This is a genomic window from Pseudomonas sp. ADAK2 (assembly GCF_012935755.1).
Lineage (GTDB): Bacteria > Pseudomonadota > Gammaproteobacteria > Pseudomonadales > Pseudomonadaceae > Aquipseudomonas.
Genome location: NZ_CP052862.1, coordinates 5,253,514 through 5,278,827 on the forward strand (window position 1 = coordinate 5,253,514; position 25,314 = coordinate 5,278,827).

A 25,314-nucleotide genomic window follows, 5' to 3' on the forward strand; every position below is an offset into this window, starting at 1 on the left:
GGAAATACAAAAGCCCGCAGCGTGAGAACACTGCGGGCCTTTTTGTTTATCCAGTTGTTTCGATAGTGTCAGCTGGCGAGGAATTCGTCAGCAGACACCACGCTCGCATAAGCAAACGCCAGCGACGCCATGAACGCCGCATGCACCTGGATGGCCGGCACCGTAACGCCATTGAACTCCAGATCGCGAGTGGCGCAGGCGTCGTGGATCACAGTCATGGTGTAGCCCAAGTCGGCAGCCGCGCGGGTAATGCCATCGACGCACATATGGCTCATGCTGCCGACGACCACCAGATTCTCGACGTCTTGTTCATCGAGGATGGCTTCCAATTCGGTTTCGCGGAATGAATTGACGAAATGCTTGAGCACCACCGGTTCGTCGGCGCGGTTAAGGACTTTGGGGTGCAGCTTCGCGCCATCGGAGCCCGGGGTGAAAAACGGCGCGGCGTCGGAGGTGAATTCGTGGCGGATATGCACCACCGGATTACCGGCATCACGAAAGGCCTGAATCAGGCGCACGGCGTTGTCCGCCGCCGCCTCGGCGCCGACCAACGGCCACTTGCCTTGGGGGAAGTAGTCGTTCTGGATATCAACTACGATGAGCGCTTGCTTGGCCATGGGTGTTTCCTCGAAGTGTGTGTAGGTGTGGAATCAAGTATTGGCGCTGGCCGACCCTCCGAGGATTGGCCGCACCGACAATAGAAGGGGGAAAACTGACAATGGGCGTAGAAAGGGCAGTCGCCGAACTGGGTGTGCTGATCTATCCCGGCGCGCAAATGGCGGCGGTGCATGGGTTGACGGACCTGTTCGGGGTCGCCAACCGGATCGCCGCCGAGCATCAGGCGGCGCAGTTGCCGTTGCTGCGGGTCAGTCACTGGCAGGCCGAGGGCGATCAGGTGCCCGAGCGGGTGTATGACAGTCATCCCGGCCCGGACAGCGCGTTGGTGGCGGTGATGATCCCGCCGTCGATTGGCGGCTTTTCCGAGAGCCAGGCGCCGAAAGGGCTGCTGCGCTGGATTCGTCAGCAACATGCGCAGGGCGCGACGCTGGGGGGCGTGTGCGTCGGTTCGATCCTGCTGGCCGAAAGCGGCTTGCTTGATGGCCGTAGCGCCACCACCCACTGGACCTCGGCCAAGGCCTTTGCCGAACGTTACCCGGCGATCAAGCTCCTGGCTGATACGCCCATCGTCGATGACGGCGACTTGATCACCACGGCCGGCCTGATGGCCTGGTCCGAGCTGGGCTTGCGCATGGTCGACCGCTTGCTCGGGCCGAGCATTGCCGCCAGCACTGCGCGGTTTCTGGTGATCGAGCACAGCGACAGCGCGAGCCAGTGCGGCAGCAACTTCGCGCCGATTCTCAGCCATGGCGATGCGTCGATCCTCAAGGTCCAGCATTGGTTGCAAAGCACCGGCGCGACCGACGTATCGCTGACCGCGATGGCCGAACGGGCAGCGCTGGAAGAGCGCACCTTCCTGCGCCGGTTCCGCGCGGCGACCGGGCTCAAACCTACCGAGTACTGTCAGCACCTGCGGGTCGGCAAGGCCCGGGAAATGCTGGAGTTCACCAACGGCACCATCGATCACATCGCTTGGACCGTGGGTTATCAGGACCCGAGCGCGTTTCGCGCCACGTTCAAGAAAATCACCGGGCTGGCGCCGAGTGATTATCGGGCCCGGTTCGGGGTAACGCCGCCCGCCGCACTGACGCGCTAAACCCGTAGGAGCAAAGCTTGCTCGCGATAGCGTTCGTTCAGTCACCTCAGTGCTGAATGTGCCGCCGCCATCGCGAGCAAGCTATGCTCCTACAGGAATGGTCGTCGTGCAGAATGCCGGGGTCCGGGAACAGGTCGTGCAGAATAAAACAGGCTCAGTGCCATCACGGCAACAGCAAACGACTGATCTCAAAGCCGTTTCTGTTCTGCCACCGTTGGCTTGATCTCTGCACCACCAAGCTACATTCATCAAGCGCAGATTGAAGGGGGATGCATGACCCCAACAAACCGCAAAAAACTGGTCGTCGCTCATTCCGTGCGGCCTGAAGCCCCGCTGCACGAAGTCGAAACCAATCGCGCGCTGGCCCGATGGCTGGCGCAGATACTCGGGCTCAAATACGGCGGCAGCTACGACGCCCAATTGCACAACGGCCGTGACCTGTACCTGTTGCCGACCCAGACGCTGGTCGGTGCCGCCGCAGCGCTGCAGTTTGGCGTCAAAGGACCGGAAGATCTGTGGGGCGGTTATGTCGACTACGACTTTATCTGCACCAAAGCCATCAGCCACGGTTTGCTCAACCGCGATGCGTTCGCTCCCGAAGGCTGGTCGCCACTGTTTTCCGAACGGGTACGCAGTGTCGTGCTCGACGGCCTCAGCGTGTTTTCACTGGAGGATGCGCGGCCAGCGGCGGAGCACTTGCTCTACAGCGGCCCGATCCGCCTCAAACCCATTCATGCCTGTGCCGGGCGCGGCCAGGAAGTGATCAAGGGCCTTGATCAGTTCGATGCCATCCTTGCCCGACCCGACGCCGAGCAGTTGTTCACCGAAGGCGTGGTGCTGGAGCAGGATCTCGACCAGGTCATCACCCACAGCGTCGGCCAGGCGTTTATCGGCGATAAGGTGCTGAGTTACTGTGGTGATCAATACTTGACCGAAGACGGTCAGGGCGAGCAGGTTTATGGAGGTTCCAATCTGCTGGTGGTCCAGGGTTACTACGAGGACCTGCTGGAACTGGACCTGCCCGAGGACGTGCGCCTGGCGATTCAGCAAGCCCAGGTGTTCGACAGCGCGGCGGACGAGGCTTACCCCGGTTTCTATGCCTCGCGGCGCAACTACGACATAGCCCAGGGCCTGGACAGCAGTGGCAAACAGCGCAGCGGCGTGCTCGAACAATCCTGGCGCATGGGCGGTGCCAGCAGCGCTGAAATCGCGGCGCTGCAAAGCTTCGTCAACGATCCGGGGATGCGTGCGATTCGTGTGTCGTCGGTGGAAACCTACATCGACCAGCCGCTGCCGGCGGACGCCATCGAGGTGTACCGCGGCCCGGCGCAAGACAGTGACTTTCTTCTCAAGTACGTAACGGTCAAATCCTATGACGGCTAGAAGCGAAACCATTGAAATCGACATCGACGGCGAACAGATGACCGGGCATTTCCTCAGCCCCAAATCGAAAGTCCCCGGCGTGTTGTTCGTGCATGGCTGGGGCGGCAGTCAGGAACGGGATCTGGAACGGGCCAAAGGCATCGCCGGTCTGGGTTGTGTCTGCCTGACCTTCGACTTGCGCGGGCATACCGGCGGCACTGGCATCGCGTTATCCCAGGTGACTCGGGAAGACAACTTGCGCGACTTGCTGGCGGCGTACGATCGCCTGCTCGCACACCCGGCGCTCGATACCTCGGCGATTGCGGTGGTTGGCACCAGCTATGGCGGTTACCTGGCGGCGATCCTCACGTCCTTGCGCCCGGTGCGCTGGCTGGCGCTGCGGGTGCCGGCACTGTACCGCGACGAACAATGGCACACGCCCAAGCGTGAACTGGACAAGGTGGATTTGCTCGATTACCGCAGCACGCTGGTGAATTCCGCGAATAACCGGGCGCTGCATGCCTGCGCGGCGTTTACCGGGGATGTGTTGCTGGTGGAATCGGAGACGGACGATCACATTCCCCATGCGACGATCATGAGTTACCGCGCGGCGTGCCAGCAGACCCACTCCTTGACCCACCGCATCATCGACGGCGCCGACCACGCATTGAGCGACCCCGTTGCACAACAGGCCTACACCTCGATCCTCGTGGACTGGATCACGGAAATGGTGGTGGGTGAGCGGTTGAGCATTATTCAGTCCAGTTGAATAGGGGGTGGATTTGAGATCATTCGCGGGCAAGCCTCGCTCCTACAGGTGATGTGTCGTTCGCGAAATCGCCATTCAACACGAGCCCCGTAGGAGCGACGCTTGCCCGCGAAGGCGTCCTCCGCATCACCGCTAATCTCAAGAAGGTTTCTTCGCAATCCGCAATGACTTGGCCTTCGCCTCCACCACCAGATACATCACCAACGCAATCAACAACGGCAAGATGAAATAAATCGCCCGATACGCCAGCAACCCCGCCACCAGGCTGCCCCGCGATGCCTCATGTTGCAGCAGTGCCACGAACACCGCCTCCAGCACCCCAAGCCCCGCCGGAATGTGGGTGATGACCCCGGCAATCGCACTGATCAACAACACCCCCAGCACCAGCGGATAGTCGAGCTTGCTTGGCAGCAGAGTGAAAATCACCGCTGCCATCAACGACCAGTTCAACGCCCCGAGCGCCAGTTGCAGCACCGCCATGCGCAGCGACGGCAAGTCGATTTCCACCCCGCGAATCGCCCATTCCCGACGTTTGGAAAACCGGCACGCCGCCAGATACCCCGCGCTCACCACCAGCAACAGCACGCCGACGCCTTGCAACGCATCGCTGCTCAGCTTCCAGCCCGGTGGCATGCGCACCAGGCCGCTGCTGAAAATGGCGCCGGCAATCACCATGTAGCCAAACCAATTCGTCGCCAGGCTCAGGCCGAGGATTTTCGCGATGTTGCTTTTGCTCACGCCAAGCCGTGAATAAAGCCGATAACGCATGGCGATACCGCCAACCCAGGCGCTCAGGTTGAGGTTGAAGGCGTAGCTGATGATCCCCACCGGCAGGATCTGCTTCCAGGTCAGGTCCTGGCGGATGTAGGTGCGACCGATCAGATCGAAACAGGCGTAGACCAGAAAGCTCACCAGCGTTATCGCCGAGGCAATGTTCAATGTGCGCACCTTGAAATCGGCCAGGGTGTCGAATACTTCGTTCCATTCGATGCGCTGGGCCAGCATCGAGAACAGCACAATCAGCGCCAGGAAAAACAGCATCGTCAGCGGTTTTTTCCAGCGGCTCCAACGTGATTTAGCCGGGCTGTCGGCATGGGTGGCGGAGGGGGCGTCAGAGTGGCTCATGGTGGTCGCTCCCGGCCGGATGAATGAAAGGTTTCAGGCGCGGCTTGTGCGCCGGCAACCAACCGGCCCACGCCGGAAAATGTCGCAGGAAGTGGAACACCAGGAAGCCGACGGTCATGTGCCAGACCCGCCCGCGCGGCGCCTTGTCCGGGGACATGGCCTTGCAGTGGTGGTTACTCAACTCTTCCAGGCGTTCGAACAACTCATGGTTGAAGGCTCGGTCGCGGATCAATACGTTGGCTTCCAGGTTCATCGACAGGCTCAAAGGATCGAGGTTGCTCGACCCGACGGTGCTCCAGTCCTCGTCCACCAGCGCCACTTTGCCGTGCAGCGGGCGGTCGCAATATTCGTAGATCTGCACCCCGGCCTTGAGCAAATAGTCATAGGTCATGCGCGCCGCGAGCTTGGCCACCAGCATGTCCGGCTGGCCTTGCAGGATCAGCCGCACCTCCACGCCACGGCGCGCCGCGTTGCGGATCTCGCGCAGCAGGCGATAACCGGGAAAGAAGTAGGCGTTGGCAATCACCACCCGGCGCTGAGCGCTGCGCAGTACTTGCCGGTAAACCTCCTCGATGTCGGTGCGATGGTCGCCGTTGTCGCGGTACACCAGCCGCACCTGGCCGTCATGGTCGCTGAACGCCAGTTCCGAACGTCGTTGCCGGCGGCGCTGCCACCAGTATTTGGCCCGGGCCGGACGACCGCTTTGCAGGAGCGCGAAGTGATGAATGTCAGCCACCGCGGGACCCTGCACTTCAACCGAGTAATCCTGCTTGGCCTCGGGGCCGAAGTCGGCCAGATGGTCGGCGGAAAAGTTGATCCCGCCGAGGAACGCAATCGTGCCGTCGACCACCACGATCTTGCGGTGCAGGCGCCGGAACCAGTTGGTGCGGATCCCCAGATGCTTGGGCGCCGGGTCGAACATTTGAATGTGCACGCCGGCCTCGTTCAGGGCGGCGAGATAGGCGGTGGTCAGCTCGCCACAACCGAAACCGTCGAGGCTGGCCGTGACGCGCACGCCTCTTTGCGCCGCTTCGATGAGCACTTGCTGCAGCTCATTGCCGACCTTGTCTTCAAACACGATGAAGGTTTCCAGGAGGATTTCCGTCCTGGCCTGGCGCATGGCCTCGAACACCCGAGGGAAATAGGCTTCACCGTTTTCCAGCAGCTCGACGCGGTTGTTGCCTTGCCAGGCATATTCGACGTCCACCGCTGCGGGCTCGCCCATCGGGGGCACGGCAATTTGTTCCACGGTGGTTTTCTCCATCGGTGGGCTGCTCATAGCTCGATCTCCACCGACAGCGGTGCATGGTCGGAAAGGTGTGACCAGGGCCGCGCCGCCAATACCTGCGGACGGCTGGCCTTGAGGTTGCGCACGTAGATGCGGTCCAGGCGCAGCGCCGGCCAGCGCGCCGGAAAACTGCGCGCCGGTTTGCCGTGGTGTTCGGCGAACACCTCGCGCAAACCACAGGGTTTGAGCAGCGCATCGGCACGCTGGCGCCAATCGTTGAAGTCGCCGGCGAGGATCACCGGCGCATCGCTCGGCAAGCCTTCCAGGCGTTCGGCCAGCAACTTCAGTTGTTCCGTGCGATGGGTTTCCCGCAGGCCGAGGTGGACGCAAATCGCGTGCACTTCCTGGCCGTCACCCGGCAGGCGCAGCACGCAATGCAGGATGCCGCGGTTCTCGTGGCCGCTGATGGACACGTCGAGGTTGTCGTGGCGGATGATCTGGAATTTCGACAGCAACGCATTGCCATGATCGCCTGCCGGGTACACCGCGTTGCGTCCATAGGCGAACTGCGGCCACAGGGTGTCGGCGAGGAACTCGTATTGCGGCATTGTCGGCCAATTGCTGTAGCGCTGGGGATGCTGCTCGTGGGTGCCGTGGACTTCCTGCAAAAACACCACGTCAGCGGAGACACTGCGCACCGCTTCGCGCAGTTCGGGCAGGATGAAGCGCCGGTTGAGCGCGGTGAAACCCTTGTGGGTGTTGACCGTCAGCACGGTAAAGCGGCGCACCGCGGTGACGATGGTTTGCTGCTCGTCAGTGGTGCCGACCGGTTCGGAAATGCTCATGGCAGCACTCCTTCGGCGGCGGGCTCGCCGGGGCGGGTGGCGAGGTCCTTGTCCAGATCGAAACGCTCCAACAGGCTGCGGGCGTCGAAGGGCGCGCGGACCTTGATGTCGTTATCGAAATAGCAGAACACTTCTCGGGACTTGCGCACTTTGGGTCTTTGTCGTGGCGCGATCAATTGCGGGTCGGTCGATTGTTGGCCATGGTTCCACGCCTCGATCCGGTCGCCCCAGCGTTTCAGCGCCTGGGGCGTGTAGCCGCTGGCGTAGAGTTCTTCGGCACCGTGCAGGCGCAGGTAGACGAAATCGCTGGTGAGGTCTTCGCGGTACGGCCATTTGCCGGCGGTGTCGGCGATCACCAGAGCGGTGTTGTAGCGCCGCAGCAGACGGGTGAAGGCCGGGTCGACGAAGCTCTCGTGACGAATTTCCACGGCGTGGCGCAACGGTTTTTTGCCGTGGGCCTTCAGGCTGGCGTGGCCGTTCACATGGGCGTCGTGTTGACGGGCGAGGGCGGCGGCCTGTTCGGTGTTATGGGGCAGTTGTTCGAGGAAGTGTTCAAACAGTTCGGCGTCGAATTTGAAGCTGGGCGGGAATTGCCAGAGGATCGGGCCGAGTTTGTCCTTGAGCTCCAGCACCCCGGAGGCAAAGAAATTCGCCATGGGTTTGTGGATGTCCCGCAGGCGCTTGATATGAGTGATAAAACGCGGGGCTTTGACGCTGAAAACAAAGCCCGGCGGGGTTTCGTCGTACCACTGCAGATAGCGTTCTGGCCGTTGCAAGGCGTAGAACGATCCATTGATTTCGATGCTGTTGACCGCCCGCGAGGCGAACTGCAATTCGCGCTTCTGGGTCAGGCCTTTTGGATAGAATCCCCCGCGCCACGGTGTGTAGCGCCAGCCGGAAATACCGATATGAATCGCCGCCATGTGTCCTCCCGTCGAATGCCCTCCATCTTTTGATGACTGTCGGGCAAACGAGAAAGTTTCGACGGGGCTACGGACGGTAAACACACTACAAGTCACCCCCGTAGGAGCAAAGCTTGCTCGCGATAGCGGTTGATCGGTCACATCGCTGTTGGATGTACTGCCGTCATCGCGGGCAAGCCATGCTCCTACAGAAGCGATCAGTGACCGGCAACGACCCGCGTTGAAGACTCGGCATACACCGGCCCGAGACGGTCAAGTCGACCACTCCACATCGTCAACGCCAGGGCCACCAACACCACCAGCCCGCCAATCCACGCCGTGTGAATCAGTCCCATGTGCGCGACGATCAACCCGCCGCCCCATGCGCCGCCGGCAATCCCGAGGTTAAACGCTGCGATGTTGAGCCCCGACGCCACGTCCACCGCCTGCGGGGTGTGATGCTCGGCCTGACGCACCACATAAACCTGCAACCCCGGCACGTTGCCGAACGCCACTGCACCCCAGACCAGCACGGTGGCCAGGGCCAGCCATGGATTGCCGGCGGTGAAGGTCAGCACGAACAACACCGCAGCGAGCAGGGCGAAGATGATTTTCAGGGCACTGATCGGGCCGCGTTTGTCCGCCAGTTTGCCGCCCCAGATATTCCCGACCGCCACCGAGAGGCCGTACACCAGCAACACCAGGCTGACGGTGCTGGCGCTGAAGCCGGAGATGTCCTGAAGAATCGGGGCCAGGAAGGTGAAGGCGATGAACGAGCCGCCGTAACCCACTGCGGTCATGGCGTACACCAGCAGCAAACGCGGTTGTTTGAGCACCTGCAATTGCTGCAACAGCGACGCGGGTTTGCTGTGGGCGATGTTTTTCGGCACGTAGATCAGGCTGCCGATAAAGGCGATCACACCCAGCGCCGACACGGCGAGGAAGGTTTCACGCCAGCCGAAATGCTGGCCGATGAAGGTCCCCAACGGCACGCCGGTGACCAGCGCCACGGTCAGGCCGGTAAACATGATCGCAATCGCGCTGGCGGCTTTTTCCTTCGGCACCAGGCTGGTGGCGATGGTCGAACCAATCGAGAAAAACACCCCGTGGGCCAGGCCGGTGACGATCCGCGCGATGATCAGTGACTCATAACTAGGGGCTTTCCAGGCCAGCAGGTTGCCGAGGGTGAACAGCACCATCAGCGACAACAGGAGTAATTTGCGCGGGACTTTGCCGGTGAGGGCGGTCAGCACCGGCGCGCCGATGGCCACGCCCAGGGCGTAGAGGCTGACCAGCAGACCGGCGGACGGCAGACTGACCCCGAGGTCGGCGCCGATGGTGGGTAACAGGCCAACGATGACGAACTCGGTCGTCCCGATGGCGAAGGCGCTGAGGGTCAGCGCGAGCAAGGCAATGGGCATGACTGCAACTCCGGTGGGTTATTTGATGGAGCGCAGTGTCGGGGTTTGGGGCGTGTGGAAAAATACAGGGATGGGCATTTGATATTTGATCTGTGCGCAAAGATCGTTCCCGCGCTCTGTGTGGGAATGCAGCCTGGAACGCTCCGCGTCCCAATGCGGACGCAGAGCGTCGGAACCATCAGGTTGTGGAGTTATCTCGCGCCCAAAACCGAACTTGCCGGGCATTTGCCGATCAGTTCCTTACAGACCCTTCGCAAGGAGCTCCGCGTTTTGCTCAAGTTCAAGACCGCGATACTACTGGGGGCGTTGCTGATTCTAGGCAGTAGCGAGCTGGAAGCCGTGACGCTGCCGGGTGTTCCCGCCGCAACCGAGGAGGCCGCGAAACCCGAGCCGCTGGTCCAGGGCGGCTTGCTCGGGGCGATCAGTTCCAGCATCGACGACGTGCAGGACAAACTCGACCTCAACGAAAATCTGGTGGACGCCTGGCGCCTGCGGGCGGATCGGGCGGCCGATGAAGTCGACAAACTGGTCAACCAGCCCTCGGCGCGTTCCGGCTGGAGTGTGACTGGCGATTTCCTGATGCTGTCCGGCGTCTGGCTCGGCACTTTTGCTTTGCTCACGGTGCTCGGTGGTCTGGCGGCCAAACGCCTGATCCTGGGCCGTTGGCTAAGCACCCGCCAACGCAGTCAGGACCTGCTCGGTTATCTGATGCCGTACACACTGCCGGCGATCGCCAGCCTGCCACTGACCCTCTACGTCAGCCATTTCCTGCAAGCCTCGGCGGGGAGGGCGCTGGCGCTGTGTTTCGCCTACGCCACCAGCAGCGGCATTTTCTCGACCTCGATGCTGCTCTGCGTGATTGTCATGTTCAACACCGGCCACAAGCGCCCGGCGGTGCAGATCATCCGTGACTACTGCCCCAAGCCGCTGTTTCTGATCGGCTTCCTCGCAGCGCTCAGCGATGCCTTGACCAGCCCGCAGATCGCCCGGCAACTGGGGGGCAATATCACCAGCAGCGTCGCGGTATTCACCGGACTGTTTGCCTCGATCATCTTCGGTTACCTGGTCATCCGTCTGCGCCGGCCGGTGGCGCATCTGATCCGCAACCGCCCCTTGACCCAGCGCCTCAAGCAACCTTCGCTGCAAGAATCCCTGCGGATCTTTTCCGGGCTCTGGTACTGGCCGATCCTGTTGATGGTGATGGTCTCGGCGATCAACCTGATCGGCGTCGGCGAGGACAATCAAAAAGCCCTGCGTTGCGCGTTGTTCACCACGATCCTGCTGATCGCTACGGTGTTCCTGAGCACGATTTTCCAGCACCTGTTCAAATCGCGAAAAGTCGAAAGGCTCCAGCGCAGCAGCGCCTACAAGGATCGCTTTCTCAGCTTGCTGCACGCCTTATTGCGCATCGTCATGGCCGTGGCGTTCATCGAAATCCTCGGACGGATCTGGGGCATTTCGCTATTCGAGTTCGCCGAGCAGAATTCGGTGGGACGCGCGATCAGCAATTCGCTGAGCAGCATCGGTTTGATCTTCCTCGTGACCTGGCTGCTGTGGGTGGTGCTCGACACGGCGATTCAGGAAGCGTTGAAACCCCCGGTCAGCAAACGCTCGGCGCGCCAGCCGAGTACCCGGGTCAAAACCATCCTGCCGCTGCTGCGCAACGCGATCAAAATCATCCTGGTGGTGATTTGCGCGATCACCACCATGGCCAATCTGGGGATCAACGTCGCACCGCTGCTGGCCGGTGCCGGGGTGGTCGGTCTGGCCATCGGTTTCGGGTCCCAGCAGTTGGTGCAGGATGTGATCACCGGGCTGTTCATCATCATCGAAGACACCCTGTCGATCGGCGACTGGGTGGTGCTCGACTCCGGCCACGCCGGTACGGTCGAAGGCCTGACCATCCGCACCTTACGCCTGCGCGACGGCAAGGGTTTCGTGCACTCGGTGCCGTTCGGGCAGATCAAGGCCGTGACCAATCAATCGCGGCAATTTGCCTATGCGTTCTTCTCGGTGCAGTTCACCTACGACACCGATGTGGACAAGGCCATCGAGCTGATCCGCGAGGCGGGGGATTCGATCCGCGACGATGCGTTCCTCAAGTACAACCTGCAAGGGCCGCTCGACGTCTTCGGCGTCGACAAGATGGACCTCAACGGCGTGGTGCTGACGGCGCAGTTCCGCACCGTGTCGGGTGGGCAATATGCGGTAAGTCGGGCGTTTAACCAGCGGCTGAAAAAGCTTGTGGATAACAGCCCATGGGTGCATTTCGCGCAGACTTATCCACAGCAGGTTTTGATGCCCAGGCATGGCGTTGTGGAAGCGGAAGAGGAGGGGCCGGTGCCGGAGCATTCGGCGGTGTTGCTGCCGGATCAGCCGCGTACCCAATAACCCCACCCCCCCCTGTGGCGAGGGAGCTTGCTCCCGCTGGGCTGCGAAGCGGCCCTCGCTTTAAGGGCAGGGGGACTGCTGCGCAGTCCAACGGGAGCAAGCTCCCTCGCCACAGGTTCGCGGCGTCTGGTTATCGGTGTTGGATCAGTTTCTGACGAATTTCAGCATTGGCTTGCTGATCCAGTTTCACCCAAAAAACCGATTTGCCGGCAATCTGCGCAGCAGCCGGAAGCCCATCCCGATACACCAACCGATTACTCGCCAGCGCCGGCACTTTCGCCCCCGGCAGCAACGTCCCGGCCAGGTTCAGCGGATCCACCCCACACACCGCCACCAGACTCCCGTCATGGGGTCGGCGCCGCACTTCCCGCAGCAGCGGAATCGCCTCGGGCAGCGCAAATTGTTCACCGGCCAAACCACTGACAAACCGCCCGCCCCGAATCTCCCCGCGCGCCTCCAAACGATGAAACGTGCGCAGTAACTCGCGCCAACTCGGCAGCCAGTCCGCCTCACGCTCCAGCAACCGCCAGAACACCACGCCGTAGCGGCGCAGCAAGGTCATGGCGATGTGTTCCAGGGTTTCGGCGGGCGTGGGCGCCGGGCGTTTGTTATCCACAACCGCCGGCGGCGGTCCACGGCGCAGCAAGGCCCAGCGTCCGGCATCGTCCATGCCGCCGACAAACGCCCCGCGCCCGCGACGGCTGCTGCGTTGCTGGCGTTTGCTCGCGGGTGTGATCAGCGCGCGCAGCCCGGCGAAGCTGTCGGCGTTCACCAACCCGGCGCCCACCAGTTCCTGCAAGGCGATTTCCAGTTCCGTGCGCAGCAGGTGCGCTTCGTGAATCAGCTCATCGAAAAACAACGCACCGTGTTGGCTCAGGGCCTCGAAGACTTTTTGCGTCTTCGGCGACAGTTCGCTGACCGGCGTTTGCTCGGTCAAACCACTCCACAAGCCAACCTGGCTACGCGGCAACAGCACAATCGGCGTACTGCGCAGCGCCGTGCTCGTGCTTTTGTTGCGCGCGGTCAGGCGCGTCCACACCAGTTTGCCGCTGCGGCACAGGTCATCCAGCCAACTCGCCGAATAGTCCTTGAGCCGCGCCGGCAGGAGGTTGCTGTCCCATGCCGAAGCCGCGGCGGGGTAGCCTTCGAATTGACTGACAATCGACGGCAACACCGCGCTGCCCTGGCCTTGGGTTGCCGGGGACAGGTGCTGCCAGTCGAACAGGAAGCGCATGAAATCCTGCAACGCCACCGGCTCGATTTCCCGGCGCAGACGCTTGACCGTGTAGCGATGAATCCGCGCCAGCAGATGCCGCTCGCACCATTCGTCCTGATCAATGCCCGGCGTGAACTGCCCGCGCAGCACATAACCTTCACGCTCCAGTTGCGCCAGGACTTGCACGACTTCAGTCGCCGGTAAGCCCAGCGGCTCGGCAATCGCCTTCAGCGGCAACGGGCCAAACGCACTGAATCGTGCGCGAATCACTTCCAGCACCGCTTCATCGGATTCCCAGGCTTCATCGAAACCGGGCAGCGCCTCCAACGCGGGCTGCAAAATCGTCTGTGGATAAATCGCTTGCAGGCAGGTCAGCCGTTCCAGTGCCAGCCACAGTGATTGATCGGGGTTGATCTGTAAGCGGCTGGCGCGGCCGCTTTCGGCTAACGCATTCAGCCATTCCAACCAATGCGGATTAGCCTGCGCCTCAGCGTCGGAAATGCACGCCAGGTTCATCAACGCCTCATGCATTTCATCGACGTTCGTGGGCGCGGGCCAGGCTTCGTCGCGCACCGCTTGGATCGCCTCGGCATCCAGCGCGCCGAGGTCGTCGGTGGATTGCGGATCGGTCCAGCGTCGGTTAAGCACTGCTTGGGTGCGGCGTTCTTCCAGCGGTGCATCGTCGAGAAAGGTGTAGGGCCGGGCGCTGAGGATTTCCGCTGCGAGCGGCGAGGGTGCTGGCAGGTCGCGGCTGATCAGTCGAACGTCGCCATTCTCCATGCGCCGCAACAAGGCGAGCCAGCCTTCGGTGTCCATGGCTTCGTGCAGGCAATCGTCGAGGGTTTGTTCAATCAGCGGATGCTCCGGCACTTCCCGTTCGCCAGCGAGGTTTTCCACGCAGGCAATCTGATCGGGGAACACGCTGGCGATCAGGTCTTCGCTCTTCATGCGCTGGATCTGCGGCGCGACTTTGCGCCCGCCGGTGTAACGCGGCAGCGCCAGGGCGACGCCGGCATTCCAGCGCCAGCGCACGCCGAACAGCGGCGCTTCGAGCACCGCTTGAATCAGCAGGTGCTCGGCGCTGTTGCTGTGCAGGTAACGCCAGACGTCATCCAGTTCAAAGCTGTGGCTGGTGGACAGCGACAGCACGATCGCGTCTTCACTGGCGGCGGCCTGCAATTCGAAGTTGAAGGTGCGGCAAAAGCGCTTGCGCAGGGCCAGGCCCCAGGCGCGGTTGATGCGGCTGCCGAACGGTGTGTGAATGATCAATTGCGTGCCGCCGGACTCGTCGAAAAACCGCTCCATCAGCAGCGTGTCTTGAGACGGCAAGGCACCGAGGGTCAGCCGTGCACGGGCCAGGTAATCCACCAGTTGCTCGGCGCTGGCGAGGTTCAGGCCGAGGGTGTCGGTCAGCCAGTCAATGGCAGGCTGCAAATTGCCGGGTGTGGCGCCGAGCAGTTCATCCAGTTGTGCTTGCAGACGCGCCACGGCGAACGACAGTTCCGCGCTACGTCCCGGCGCTTCGCCGAGCCAGAACGGAATGGTCGGCGGCTGACCCTGGGCGTCCTCGACCCGGACCTTGCCGGTGTCGACCCGCAGGATTCGGTACGACGTGTTGCCGAGCTGGAAGATATCCCCGGCAATGCTTTCCACCGCAAAGTCTTCGTTGACGCTGCCGATGTTCAGCCCTTGGGGTTCCAGCAACACGCTGTAGTCGGCGTTGTCCGGAATCGTCCCGCCGCTGGTCACGGCGGTCAGCTTGGCGCCGCGACGACCGCGCAGGGTGCGGCTTACGGCGTCGCGATGCAGATAGGCGCTACGGATGCCCTGGCGACCGTTGTAGCCCTCGGCGAGCATTTGCAGCAGCGCCTGATAGTGTTTTTCGTCGAGGTTGGCGTAAGGCGAAGCCTGGCGGAACAGTTCCAGCAGCGCTTGTTCCTGCCATTCCTGGCAACTGACTTCGGCGATGATTTGCTGGGCCAGCACGTCCAGCGGCGCCTCGGGGATCAACAAGGTGTCGAGTTCGCCCCGGCGCACGCAATCGAGCAGCGCGGTGCATTCGATCAAGTCGTCACGGGTGGTGGCGAACAAGCGACCCTTGGGCGTGCCGCCAACCTGGTGTCCGGAACGGCCGACCCGTTGCAGGAAACCGGCAATCGAGCGGGGCGAGGCTATCTGACAGACCAGATCGACATCGCCGATATCGATGCCCAATTCCAGGGACGCCGTGGCAATCAATACTTGCAGCTCGCCGCGCTTGAGCCGCTGTTCGGCGTCGAGGCGAAATTCCTTGGCCAGGCTGCCGTGGTGCGCGGCGACGGCTTCTTTACCCAGGCGTTCGCTCAGATGCCGACTCAGGCGTTCGGCCAAACGCCGGGTGTTGACGAAAATCAGCGTGGTGCGGTGTTCACGGGCGAGGACGGCGAGGCGGTCGTAGACCAGTTCCCAGACGTCGTTAGCCATCACTGCCGAAAGCGGCACGGGTGGTACTTCGATGTCCAGGTCGCGGGGGCGGGCGTGGCCGATGTCGATAATTTCACAGGGGCGATCTCGACCGACGAGGAAGCGCGACACCGCTTCGATAGGTTTTTGCGTGGCGGACAGGCCGATGCGCATCAAAGGCTCCGGGCACAGCGCCTGCAAACGCTCAAGACTCAAGGCCAAATGGCTGCCGCGTTTGCTGGCCGCAATGGCGTGGATTTCATCGACGATCACCGTGCGCGTGGTGCCGAGCATTTTTCGCCCGGAGTCGGAACCGAGCAGCACATAAAGGGATTCCGGGGTGGTCACCAGAATGTGCGGCGCAGTCTTGCGCATCGTCGAACGGTCTTTTTGCGGGGTATCGCCGGTGCGCACGGCGGTGTTGATCTGCAATTCGGGCAGGCCCATGACGCGCAATTGCTCGGTGATCCCGGCCAGCGGGTTTTGCAGGTTGATCTGGATGTCGTTGGACAGGGCTTTGAGCGGCGAAACGTAGACCACCAGGGTTTCGTCGGGCAAATGACCGCCGTTCTCCAGGCCTTGGTGGAAAAGATCATCAAGGACTGCGAGGAATGCCGTGAGGGTCTTGCCGGAACCGGTAGGCGCGGCGATCAGCGTCGAGCGGCGCTGACGAATCAACGGCCACGCCCGGGCCTGGGCGGCAGTCACCGTCGGGAAGGTATGGCTGAACCAGGCACTGACGGCAGGATGGAAGCCGGCCAGGGCGCTGTCTGCGGGGATGGGCAGGTTCATGGGGTAATTTATGCGGGCGGGGTGGGGAAGATGCAAGTACCGCTGGGGTTATCCCCACCCCTGTGGCGAGGAAGCTTGCTCCCGCTCGGCTGCGAAGCAGTCGTAAAATCAGGCGGCTAGGTGTGTCAGGATGAATAGGGAGGCAGGTTTTAGGGCTGCTTCGCAGCCCAGCGGGAGCAAGCTCCCTCGCCACAGGGCGCGGTCAAGCCATGGATCTACACTTTACGGATGACGGTTGCGCACTAAACCCGCAAAATGCAACGATTCCGGCAACTATCGACGGCATTGCCTGCGGGCGCTGTCGATTAAGCCATTGTTCCAATCAGACTGGGCCTGCTGACTCTATGCGAATGCGCCTTATGTTATTGGGCGGCGGAAATGCCCTTGGGCAGGCGCTGATTCGCCTCGGTGCGGAGGAAGACATCGGCTTCCTCGCCCCCCGCCCACCACAAGACGGCTGGGATGCCGCGAGCCTGACGCAACTGCTCGACGACACCCGCCCGGACGCGCTGATCAACCTCGCCTACTACTTCGACTGGTTCCAGGCGGAGACCGTCAGCGAGCAGCGTCTGGCCGGGCAGGAGCGCGCGGTCGAGCGTCTGGCCGAACTGTGCCAGCACCACAACATCGTGCTGCTGCAACCCTCGAGCTATCGCGTATTCGACGGCTCGCGCGCTACGGCCTACAGCGAAAAAGACGAGCCGGTGCCCCTGGGCCTGCGCGGTCAGGCGCTGTGGCGAATCGAGCAAAGCGTGCGCGCCACCTGCCCGCAACATGTGCTGTTGCGTTTCGGCTGGCTGCTCGATGACAGCGCCGATGGCACCCTCGGGCGCTTCCTCGCCCGGGCCGAAACACCTGAAGAATTGCTGATGGCCGACGACCGCCGGGGCAACCCGACGCCGGTGGACGACGCGGCCCGGGTGATCATTTCGGTGCTCAAGCAACTCGATTGTGCGGCACCGCTGTGGGGCACCTATCATTACGCCGGACATGAGGCGACTACGCCGCTGGCGCTGGGGCAGGCGATCATTACCGAAGCACGCAACCTGCACGAGCTGGCCATCGAAGCACCGACCGCCCAGGCCCACGCCGCGCGGCCCGACGCTGCCGAAGAGCCGCAACACGCGGTGCTGGCCTGCAAGAAAATTCTGCACACCTTCGGGATCAAGCCTCGCGCCTGGCGCGCGGCGCTCCCGGGCTTACTGGATAGGTTCTATCGCCATGGCTGACGGCCCAGTTTTAATCACCGGCGGCGCCGGTTTCATCGGTTCGCACCTCACCGACGCCTTGCTCGCCAAGGGCCACGCGGTGCGCATCCTCGATGACCTGTCCACCGGCAAACGCAGCAACCTGCCGCTGGACAACCCCAAGGTCGAGCTGATTGTCGGCGATGTCGCCGATGCGGCACTGGTCGCCCGTTCGATGATCGGTTGCAGCGCCGTCGCGCACCTGGCGGCCGTGGCGTCGGTGCAGGCGTCGGTGGACGATCCGGTGAAGACCCACCAAAGCAACTTCATCGGAACCTTGAATGTCTGCGAAGCCATGCGCCAGGTTGGCGTCAAACGGGTGCTGTTTGCCTCCAGCGCGGCGGTTTACGGCAACAACGGCGAAGGCGAGTCGATTGACGAAGACACCGCCAAGGCACCGCTGACGCCTTATGCGTCAGACAAACTGGCCAGCGAATACTACTTCGATTTCTACCGCCGCCAGCATGGCCTGGAGCCGGTGGTGTTCCGCTTCTTCAACATCTTCGGCCCGCGCCAGGATCCATCCTCGCCGTACTCCGGGGTCATCAGCATCTTCAGCGAACGCGCGCAGAAAGGTTTGCCGATCACCGTGTTTGGTGACGGCGAGCAGACGCGGGATTTTGTCTACGTCGAGGATCTGGTGGATTTGCTGGTGCAGGCAATCGAGAAGCCGCAGGTCGAAGTCGGCGCAGTGAATGTTGGCTGGAATCAGGCGACGACCCTCAAGCAGATGCTCGAAGCGTTGGCACAAGTGGTCGGTGAATTGCCGCCAGTGAGCTACGGCCCGGCGCGGTCCGGTGATATCCGCCATTCGCGGGCGAACAACCGGCGCTTGCTGGAGCGGTTTACCTACCCTGAGCAAACGCCGATGAGCGTTGGTTTGGCGCGGTTGCTGGGGCGCTGATCGTACCCACGCTCTGCGTGGGAATGCCTCAACGGACGCTCCGCGTTCGGCTTTGGATGGGACGCGGAGCGTCCCGGGCTGCATTCCCACGCGGAGCGTGAGAACGATCAAGGCGCCTGTTCAGGCGCCTTTTTTTGTGCGTGGGATTTAGAACTTGTAGCCCAGGCCAACCATGTAAATAAACGGATCCACGTCCACATTGACCTTGGCCCGAGTGCCCGGTGCCACGGCGTTGTTTTCCACGGTGGCGCGGGTGTCGATGTCGATGTAGCGCACCTGGGCGTTGAGCATGATGTTGTCGGTGATCATGTAGTCGGCGCCGAGCTGGAACGCCATGCCCCAGGAGTTTTTCGCCTTGAAGTTGCTGAAGCCGTTGGCTTGGGCTTCGCTGCCGACGTGTTCGTCGTAGATCCAGGTGTAGTTGATGCCGGCACCGACATACGGCTGGAACGCGGACTTGGCGTCGAGCGGGTAGTACACGACGCTGAGGGTCGGCGGCAAGTGTTTCAGGGTGCCGAGTTTGCCGTTGGCCGCGCCCAGGGCGGTGCCTTTGATCTTCACGTCATGCTCGAACGGCGAGGCCGCGAGCAGCTCGATCCCCCAGTGGCTGTCGATCATGTAGGCGAAGTTCAGACCCAGTTGCGTGTCGCTGCTCATGGTCGCCTTGCCACCCAGGTCGGCACCCGCCAGCGGGCCTTGATCGACCTTGACGCTGGAGCTGTCAGCCTTCGGGTTGACGGTGATCGCACCGGCGCGAACGATGATGTCGCCGGCTTCGTGGGCGTGGGCGAGCGGGGCTGCGAGCGCGAGGGCAAACAGCGAGGCGCTGAGCAAGGACTTGTTCATGGGGGCTCCAAAGGACGTTAAAAATGTTTGATGTCCAATGGTAAAGAGCCATCTGATACGGTCTTTTGATTCAGCTCAATGAAACAGTGATGGGGTGGGTTTTTGTGGAACCTTTGCCGGCCCCTTCGCGGGCAAGCCTTGCTCCTACGAGGTTTCGCAATCCGTGGGAGCGAGGCTTGCCCGCGAAGGCGTCCTCACCAACAACAACGAACCCCCGGATTTACTCCGGCAATTCATACACATAAATCTTGTCCGCTTCCATCTGATACCCGGCATCCGCCAATTCGCTGCTGGACGCTTTAACCTGCAAAGCCCCCTCGATCCAGTACGGTTGATACAACTCATCCAGCTTCACGCCGACTTCGCTTTTCACATGCACGATCTGGTTCGACGGCGGTGGCGGGACATGAATGCAGGCGCCAAAATACGGCACCAGCAGAAACTCCGTGGTGCGACCTTCTTCACTCACTTCCAGCGGCACGATGTAGCCCGGCAAGCGGATGTTCTTGCCGTCGAGGCTTTTCACCACCGGTGCGTTGGGCAGGTCCTGCTTGGCGGCCGGGGCCGATTCAAGGGCGCTGCTCATCTGCGACAGGTCGTGCAGCGGCGTCATGTTCGGCACTTCTGCCGGGGCGTCCGGCGGGATCATTTCCGACCAGGTCAAATCCGCGGGTTCGGCCGCCCACAGCGGCAGGGCGACCAGTATCAACAGCGCGAGCAGAGCGCGGGGCATCTTCAACGTCCTCATAAACGGATCGACAGGCCATCGGCCAATGATTGGCGATACGCGCGCCAGGCCGGCACGCTGCCCATCAGCAGCGCGGCGATCAGAATGCCACCGAGCAGCGTCCATTCATATTCGCTCGGCCAGGCCAGCGGCAGGTACAAACCGTAATTCGCCTGCACATAACCCTGGGCGGCGGCGATGCACACATACAGCAACGCCACACCAGCGATAACCCCGGACAGCGCCAAGGCAAAGGCTTCCAGCACCAACAACGTCGCGATGTGCCACGGCCGCGCGCCCACCGAACGCAGGATCGCCATCTCGCGCCGTCGTTCATTGAGGCTGGTGAGAATCGCCGTGAGCATGCCGATCAACCCGGTCAACACCACGAACAGCGAGACCACGAACAAGGCTTTTTCCGCCGTGCTCATCAAACTCCACAGCTCTTGCAACGCCACGCCCGGCAGGATCGCCAGCATCGGTTCGCCACGGAATTCGTTGATCTCGCGTTGCACCGCGAAGGTGGAAATCTTGCTGTTGAGGCCAAGCATGAACGCGGTGATCGCTTGCGGCGTCAGGTCCATGTTGCGCGCCTGATCGGCGCTGATCCGGCCTTTGCCCTGCGCCGGCACGCCGTTGTGCCAGTCGATGTGGATCGCTTCCATGCCGCCGAGGCTGATGTGCAACGTGCGGTCCACCGGGGTGCCGGTGCGTTTCAAGATGCCAACCACGGTGAACGGTTTGTCGTCGTGCTTGACCAGGCTGATCACCGCCACGCCGTGGGCCAGTACCAGTTTGTCGCCGAGTTTGTAATGCAACGCATCCGCCACTTCGGCACCGAGCACCACTTCGAACGGGTCGGTGGCGAAGGCACGGCCGTCGGCCAGTTCCAGGTGTTGTTGATGACCGTACTGGTAATGCTCGAAGTAGGCCTCGGTGGTGCCCATCACGCGGTAGCCGCGATGGGAGTCGCCGAGGGACATCGGGATCGCCCACTTCACTTTCGGGTTGTTGGCGAAGTGTTCGAAGCTGTCCCAACGGATGTTGTTGGTGGCGTTGCCGATGCGGAACACCGAGTACAGCAACAGGTTCACCGAACCGGACCGGGCGCCGACGATCAGGTCGGTGCCGCTGATGGTGCTGGCGAAACTGGCCTTGGCTTCGGTGCGTACGCGTTCAACGGCTAAAAGCAGACACACCGACAGGGCAATGGCGAACGCGGTGAGGATCGCGGTGAAGCGGCGGTTAGCCAGGCTGGCCAGGGCTAGACGAAACAAATACATCTCAGACCTCGAACGGGGTGGCGGCGCGATTGAGCTCGGCCAGCGACAGGTTGCGGTCGAACAGCGGCGCGAGGCTCTGGTCATGGCTGACGAACAACAGGCTCGACCCGGCTTCGCGGCATTCGGCGAACAGCAGTCGAATGAAGTTCTCGCGAGCGTCGTAATCCAGGGCCGAGGTCGGTTCGTCGGCGATCACCAGTTCCGGTTGACCGATCAACGCGCGGGCGGCGGCAACCCGTTGTTGCTGGCCGATGGACAGCGAATCGGCGCGGCGGCTGAGGATGCTTTCATCCTTCAAGCCCAAGTGCGCGAGCAGAGTGGCGGCGGCCTGATCAACGCTGCCGTGGCGCTGTTTCGCCCGTTCGGCGCGCAATTTGGAGAAGTGACAGGGCAACTCGACGTTCTCGCGTACCGAGAGGAACGGCAGCAAGTTGAACTGCTGGAAGATATAGCCGGTGTGATCGACGCGGAAACGGTCGCGAGCGCCGGCACCGAGTTCGGTCAGTTCCTGGCCGAGCAGACGGATACTGCCGCGATCAGGCTTCTGCACACCGCCGAGCAGGCCGAGCAGGGTGGTCTTGCCACTGCCGCTGGGACCCTTGAGGAACAGGGTTTCACCGGGTTCCAGGCGAAACGCCGGGATATCCAGCAGCGGCGGGTGACCGGGCCAACTGAAGCCCAGGTCGGACAGTTCGATGAGTGCTTGGGTCATGGCGCCGATTTCATGGGTAGTCTTGATTGCACCAACAACCCCGATCCCTGTAGGAGCGAGGCTTGCCCGCGAAGAGGCCATCACATTCAACTGAGATGTCGACTGACAGATCGCCTTCGCGGGCAAGCCTCGCTCCTACGGGATTGGGGGTTGATCAGAATTTCAGGGAGGCCGCCTTGGCCGTCACTTCAACGCCTTGCTGGCCGCTTGGGCTGATCAGTTGCACCTGAATCTTCTGGGTCGCCGGGAAGGTATTGAAGATGTTCGACAGGTCCAGGGTTTTCAGCGCACCGGGTGCCGCGCAGCTGAATTGGTAGCGGGCGTGGATTTCGCTGTGGTCGTGGTGATGCTCATGACCGTCCTTGACCGCTTCGTCGTGATCATCGTCGGCGTCTGGCTTGTCACCGAACAGCGGGCTTTCCAGTTCCTGAGTCGCGACTTTGCAGCCGGCGGCTTTTGGCAGGGCAAACAGCACCAGCGGGTTTTCCAGCTTCGTCCGGACGGCGGCAACTTTGGCCTTGTCGGTGTCGCTGGTGGCGGCGTGTTCGAAGCCCACCAGGTTCATCGCCGGGCTTTCCAGTTCCAGCTCCAGAGTCTGGCCGTCCAGCGCCGCGTTCAAGCGACCGACGCCATGTTCGTGGGCGCCAAGGCTGCCGTGTTCAGGTTCATTGGCCGCAAAGGCAGCGGCCAGCGGCAACAGGGCAAACGGCAGAGCGAGCAGCAGACGACGCATGGCGGGTCTCCGGGAAGTAAAGTGAAAGGTTTGTTATGTAATCTTATAACGAAAGTGCGGAGAGTTTGACCGCCCGCTTGGCGTTACACAAGACCCATGGGAGCATGCAGGTCAGAAATGTGCAGGAGCGGACTTATGTTGCGAATACGCGGAAGCATCGGCGACTGGCCGGTGGATTTGACCCTGGAGATGGACGACGGCGATTGGGCGCGGCTCGGCGCGCAGTTGCAGGTCAGTAAAACCGAGGAAGTCAGCGCCCCGGCGGCCAAACCGCTGAACCAGGATGACGCGCTGTGGCAGATCGCCAAGGACTTGCTGCGCAAGGCCGGGCAATTGAGCGGGCCGGATTTGCTTGAGCAGTTGGAAGGGCTGACCGGCAGCGCGGCGTCGGGTAAACGCCTGTTGGTGCGCCTGCGCCATTGTGCGGATGTAAAAGTGGTGAGCGGCGGGGATACGCCGCTGTACAGCTGGGTTGAACCCTCGTAGGAGCAAAGCTTGCTCGCGTTGGCGATCTTACGGACGCCATCGCGGGCAAGCCTTGCTCCTACAAGGTTACTTAGTACAACGCAGCAAACAACTTGCGCCGGTACGTGGTCACCAGCGGGTGATCATTGCCCAACAGTTCGAACACCTGCAGCAAAGTCTTGTGCGGCAAGCCTTCGCTGTAGCTGCGGTTGCGGATGAACAGCTTGAGCAACGAATCCAGCGCCGGTTCGTACTGTTGGCGCGCCAGTTGCTGAATCGCCAGTTGATACACCGCTTCATCATCCTGCGGATCTTTCGCCAGGCGCGCCTTCAAATCGGCGGCATCCGGCAAATCCTTGGCCTGACCGAGGAACTGGATCTGCGCCTTGGCGCCAGCCAGGGCAGCCTTGTGATCGTCGGTCTTGACCGCGTCGAGCACGGTTTGCGCTTCGCCCAGTTCGCCACGTTCAGTCAGGCAGCGGGCGTACAGGATCAGCGCTTTCGCGTTGGTGTTGTCTTCGCCCAGCAGCACTTTGAGGATGGCTTCGGCGTCGGCAAAACGGTTGTCATCGAACAGCGCCTGAGCCTGTTCGAAAGGATCGGCGGCGGCTGGCGGCGGCATCTGCACATGCGGCTCAAGCATCGCGCGCACCGCGGATTCCGGTTGCGCACCGGCAAACCCGTCCACCGGTTGACCGTCCTTGAACAGCACCACGGTCGGCAGGCTGCGAATGCCGAAGCGCGAGACGATGTCCGGCTCGACGTCGCAATTGACCTTGGCCAGCAACAACTCGCCCTGATAGCTCTCGGCGATGGTTTGCAGCATCGGCATCAAGGCCTTGCACGGCGCACACCATTCGGCCCAGAAATCCACCAGCACCGGTTTGTGAAAAGAGTTCTCGATCACCGACTGGTCGAAATCGGCAGTCGTGGCGTCGAAGATGTACGGCGTTTCCTGACTCATGGGGGATCTCTTGGAAGCGTGAATGAGGCCACTATAAGGCTTGGCGGGGTGTCGCCGGAAGAAGGAACGATCAGGGGCGGGAGGCGTGGTAAAGACTCACATGTCGAAACTCTTCCGGCTCGGCCAGATCGGGCAAGGTCATCGCCTCCAGCATCTCGATGCGGCGATACAACGGATGACGAAAATCCCGCACCCGCGAATCCGCGACCAGCGCTTCCCGCCCACGACTCAAAAACTCATCGAGCAGCGGCAGATTCGCCCGGTCATACAGCACGTCGGCGACGAGAATCAGATCAAAGCGATCCGCCTCGGCAAAGAAATCCGTCGAATAGTTGAGCTGTACATTGTTGAGTTCGGCATTCGCCCGACACGCGGCAATCGCCAGCGGATCCAGGTCGCAGGCCACCACTTCCAGCGCCCCGGCCTTTACCGCTGCAATCCCTGCAACGCCAGACCCGGCGCCAAAATCCAGTACCCGCTTGCCTTTGACCCACTCGGGAAATTCAACGAGATACCGCGCCACTGCCAGGCCACTGGCCCAGCAGAAACTCCAATAGGGCGGCTCATGCAGGATTCGGCGGGTTTCTTCCTGGCTGAAGGCGCGGTCCATATTGTCGCCGTCGATCAGCCAGAGCTTCAGGTCAGTATCCGGTAATGGGCAGGCGACGAGTTGCGCGTCGCCGAGCAGTTCGTCTAATGCCTGTTGCAGGTCGAGCGGTGCAATCATGGGGCTTTGACGAATTGCAGCTGGCCCAACGCTTGGGTCGTCGGCTGGGTGATGGTCTGCGACGGCAGGTGCAAAATCAGTTGGCCGGACTGGCTGGCGCGGCCACGCAGTTCAACACGGGCGCCGACCGGGAAGGATTCCGGGTTGAAACGCAGGTGGAACGGCAGAATCTGATTGGTGCCGATCAGGCTGGAACTGGCCAACAACTGTTGCGGGCGAGACTTGTCGTCGATCACCAGCAGCGCCAGTTCCACTTCGGCGCCGGCCGGCACGCCTTGCAGGGTGCCACTCAGTTCACGTTGATACGCCGGCAGCGGGCCGAGGGCGGCCGATTCCTTGGCTTTCTTCTGCGCCGCTTGTGGCGCGGGGCCCGGGGTCGGCGGCTGAGGCTTGGGCGCATCGCTGCTGCAGGCTACCAGCAGGCTTAAAATACTGAGCAGGACGAGCGGTCGTAACGACATTTTTGGCTCCAGCAACATGAAATCCATAATAGCTCGTC

Annotated in this window: 22 protein-coding genes; 7 read left to right on the forward strand and 15 right to left on the reverse strand. The window is 62.0% G+C overall.

The annotated features are described in order from the left end of the window. Window positions 1-68: 68 nt before the first annotated feature. Window positions 69-617, reverse strand: a complete 549-nt coding sequence (locus tag HKK52_RS24135) for a cysteine hydrolase family protein (RefSeq protein WP_169372854.1) — start codon at window positions 615-617, stop codon at window positions 69-71. A gap of 101 nt (window positions 618-718) precedes the next feature. On the opposite strand from HKK52_RS24135, the gene HKK52_RS24140 reads away from it, so the two are divergent. The 3 genes from HKK52_RS24140 (at window position 719) to HKK52_RS24150 (ending at window position 3,845) form a co-directional block, all read left to right on the forward strand. After that, a complete protein-coding gene (locus tag HKK52_RS24140) occupies window positions 719-1,714 on the forward strand; it encodes a GlxA family transcriptional regulator (RefSeq protein WP_169372855.1) in 996 nt (331 codons plus the stop codon). A gap of 273 nt (window positions 1,715-1,987) precedes the next feature. Next, window positions 1,988-3,097, forward strand: coding sequence for a DUF3182 family protein (locus tag HKK52_RS24145; RefSeq protein ID WP_169372856.1), 1,110 nt, complete (start codon window positions 1,988-1,990; stop codon window positions 3,095-3,097). After that, window positions 3,087-3,845 carry an alpha/beta hydrolase family protein gene (locus HKK52_RS24150; RefSeq protein WP_169372857.1) on the forward strand — a complete coding sequence of 253 codons (759 nt, stop codon included), beginning with the start codon at window positions 3,087-3,089 and terminating at the stop codon, window positions 3,843-3,845. Before HKK52_RS24145 ends, HKK52_RS24150 begins: the two co-directional genes overlap by 11 nt. 138 nt (window positions 3,846-3,983) lie before the next feature. On the opposite strand, the gene HKK52_RS24155 is transcribed toward HKK52_RS24150, so the two are convergent. The 5 genes from HKK52_RS24155 to HKK52_RS24175 form a co-directional block, all read right to left on the reverse strand. Further along, entirely contained in the window at window positions 3,984-4,970 is a 987-nt protein-coding gene (locus HKK52_RS24155) for a lysylphosphatidylglycerol synthase domain-containing protein (RefSeq protein WP_169372858.1), read from the reverse strand. After that, a complete protein-coding gene (gene clsB / locus HKK52_RS24160; RefSeq protein ID WP_169372859.1) occupies window positions 4,957-6,249 on the reverse strand; it encodes a cardiolipin synthase ClsB in 1,293 nt (430 codons plus the stop codon). The genes HKK52_RS24155 and clsB overlap by 14 nt, the downstream gene beginning before the upstream one ends. Beyond that, window positions 6,246-7,043: an endonuclease/exonuclease/phosphatase family protein gene (locus HKK52_RS24165; RefSeq protein ID WP_169372860.1), complete on the reverse strand. Its 798-nt coding sequence runs from the start codon at window positions 7,041-7,043 to the stop codon at window positions 6,246-6,248. The genes clsB and HKK52_RS24165 overlap by 4 nt, the downstream gene beginning before the upstream one ends. Continuing rightward, a complete protein-coding gene (locus tag HKK52_RS24170) occupies window positions 7,040-7,966 on the reverse strand; it encodes a DUF72 domain-containing protein (protein ID WP_169372861.1) in 927 nt (308 codons plus the stop codon). Before HKK52_RS24170 ends, HKK52_RS24165 begins: the two co-directional genes overlap by 4 nt. 197 nt (window positions 7,967-8,163) lie before the next feature. Further along, window positions 8,164-9,366, reverse strand: a complete 1,203-nt coding sequence (locus tag HKK52_RS24175; RefSeq protein WP_169372862.1) for an MFS transporter — start codon at window positions 9,364-9,366, stop codon at window positions 8,164-8,166. Window positions 9,367-9,636: 270 nt separating this feature from the next. On the opposite strand from HKK52_RS24175, the gene HKK52_RS24180 reads away from it, so the two are divergent. Further along, complete coding sequence (locus tag HKK52_RS24180) at window positions 9,637-11,757, forward strand: mechanosensitive ion channel family protein (RefSeq protein WP_169372863.1); 2,121 nt, start codon at window positions 9,637-9,639, stop codon at window positions 11,755-11,757. A 130-nt stretch (window positions 11,758-11,887) separates the two neighbouring features. On the opposite strand, the gene HKK52_RS24185 is transcribed toward HKK52_RS24180, so the two are convergent. Beyond that, complete coding sequence (locus HKK52_RS24185) at window positions 11,888-16,207, reverse strand: DEAD/DEAH box helicase (RefSeq protein ID WP_169372864.1); 4,320 nt, start codon at window positions 16,205-16,207, stop codon at window positions 11,888-11,890. Between the two features lie 344 nt (window positions 16,208-16,551). Here HKK52_RS24185 and HKK52_RS24190 point away from each other — a divergent pair, with 344 nt between their 5' ends. After that, window positions 16,552-17,436, forward strand: coding sequence for a sugar nucleotide-binding protein (locus HKK52_RS24190; RefSeq protein WP_133837495.1), 885 nt, complete (start codon window positions 16,552-16,554; stop codon window positions 17,434-17,436). Then, on the forward strand, window positions 17,429-18,358 hold the full coding sequence (locus HKK52_RS24195; RefSeq protein WP_169372865.1) for an NAD-dependent epimerase/dehydratase family protein: 930 nt from the start codon (window positions 17,429-17,431) through the stop codon (window positions 18,356-18,358). Before HKK52_RS24190 ends, HKK52_RS24195 begins: the two co-directional genes overlap by 8 nt. Window positions 18,359-18,505: 147 nt before the next feature. On the opposite strand, the gene HKK52_RS24200 is transcribed toward HKK52_RS24195, so the two are convergent. The 5 genes from HKK52_RS24200 to HKK52_RS24220 all read right to left on the reverse strand — a co-directional run bounded on the left by HKK52_RS24200 (window position 18,506) and on the right by HKK52_RS24220 (window position 22,659). Beyond that, a complete protein-coding gene (locus HKK52_RS24200) occupies window positions 18,506-19,204 on the reverse strand; it encodes an OmpW/AlkL family protein (protein WP_169372866.1) in 699 nt (232 codons plus the stop codon). Window positions 19,205-19,424: 220 nt separating this feature from the next. After that, a complete protein-coding gene (locus HKK52_RS24205; RefSeq protein ID WP_169372867.1) occupies window positions 19,425-19,937 on the reverse strand; it encodes a DUF3299 domain-containing protein in 513 nt (170 codons plus the stop codon). Between the two features lie 11 nt (window positions 19,938-19,948). After that, a complete protein-coding gene (locus tag HKK52_RS24210) occupies window positions 19,949-21,214 on the reverse strand; it encodes an ABC transporter permease (RefSeq protein ID WP_169372868.1) in 1,266 nt (421 codons plus the stop codon). Between the two features lies 1 nt (window position 21,215). Continuing rightward, on the reverse strand, window positions 21,216-21,926 hold the full coding sequence (locus HKK52_RS24215; protein ID WP_123404426.1) for an ABC transporter ATP-binding protein: 711 nt from the start codon (window positions 21,924-21,926) through the stop codon (window positions 21,216-21,218). Between the two features lie 154 nt (window positions 21,927-22,080). Next, a complete protein-coding gene (locus tag HKK52_RS24220; protein WP_169372869.1) occupies window positions 22,081-22,659 on the reverse strand; it encodes a DUF2796 domain-containing protein in 579 nt (192 codons plus the stop codon). Window positions 22,660-22,794: 135 nt separating this feature from the next. Here HKK52_RS24220 and HKK52_RS24225 point away from each other — a divergent pair, with 135 nt between their 5' ends. Then, window positions 22,795-23,145: a hypothetical protein gene (locus tag HKK52_RS24225; protein WP_169372870.1), complete on the forward strand. Its 351-nt coding sequence runs from the start codon at window positions 22,795-22,797 to the stop codon at window positions 23,143-23,145. A gap of 70 nt (window positions 23,146-23,215) precedes the next feature. Here the strand turns inward: HKK52_RS24225 and trxA are convergent, their stop codons facing one another. The 3 genes from trxA to HKK52_RS24240 form a co-directional block, all read right to left on the reverse strand. Next, window positions 23,216-24,088: a thioredoxin gene (gene trxA, locus HKK52_RS24230; RefSeq protein WP_169372871.1), complete on the reverse strand. Its 873-nt coding sequence runs from the start codon at window positions 24,086-24,088 to the stop codon at window positions 23,216-23,218. Window positions 24,089-24,158: 70 nt separating this feature from the next. Further along, on the reverse strand, window positions 24,159-24,815 hold the full coding sequence (locus tag HKK52_RS24235; protein WP_169372872.1) for a class I SAM-dependent methyltransferase: 657 nt from the start codon (window positions 24,813-24,815) through the stop codon (window positions 24,159-24,161). Continuing rightward, window positions 24,812-25,276, reverse strand: coding sequence for a hypothetical protein (locus tag HKK52_RS24240; RefSeq protein WP_169372873.1), 465 nt, complete (start codon window positions 25,274-25,276; stop codon window positions 24,812-24,814). The genes HKK52_RS24235 and HKK52_RS24240 overlap by 4 nt, the downstream gene beginning before the upstream one ends. Between the last annotated feature and the right edge of the window lie 38 nt (window positions 25,277-25,314).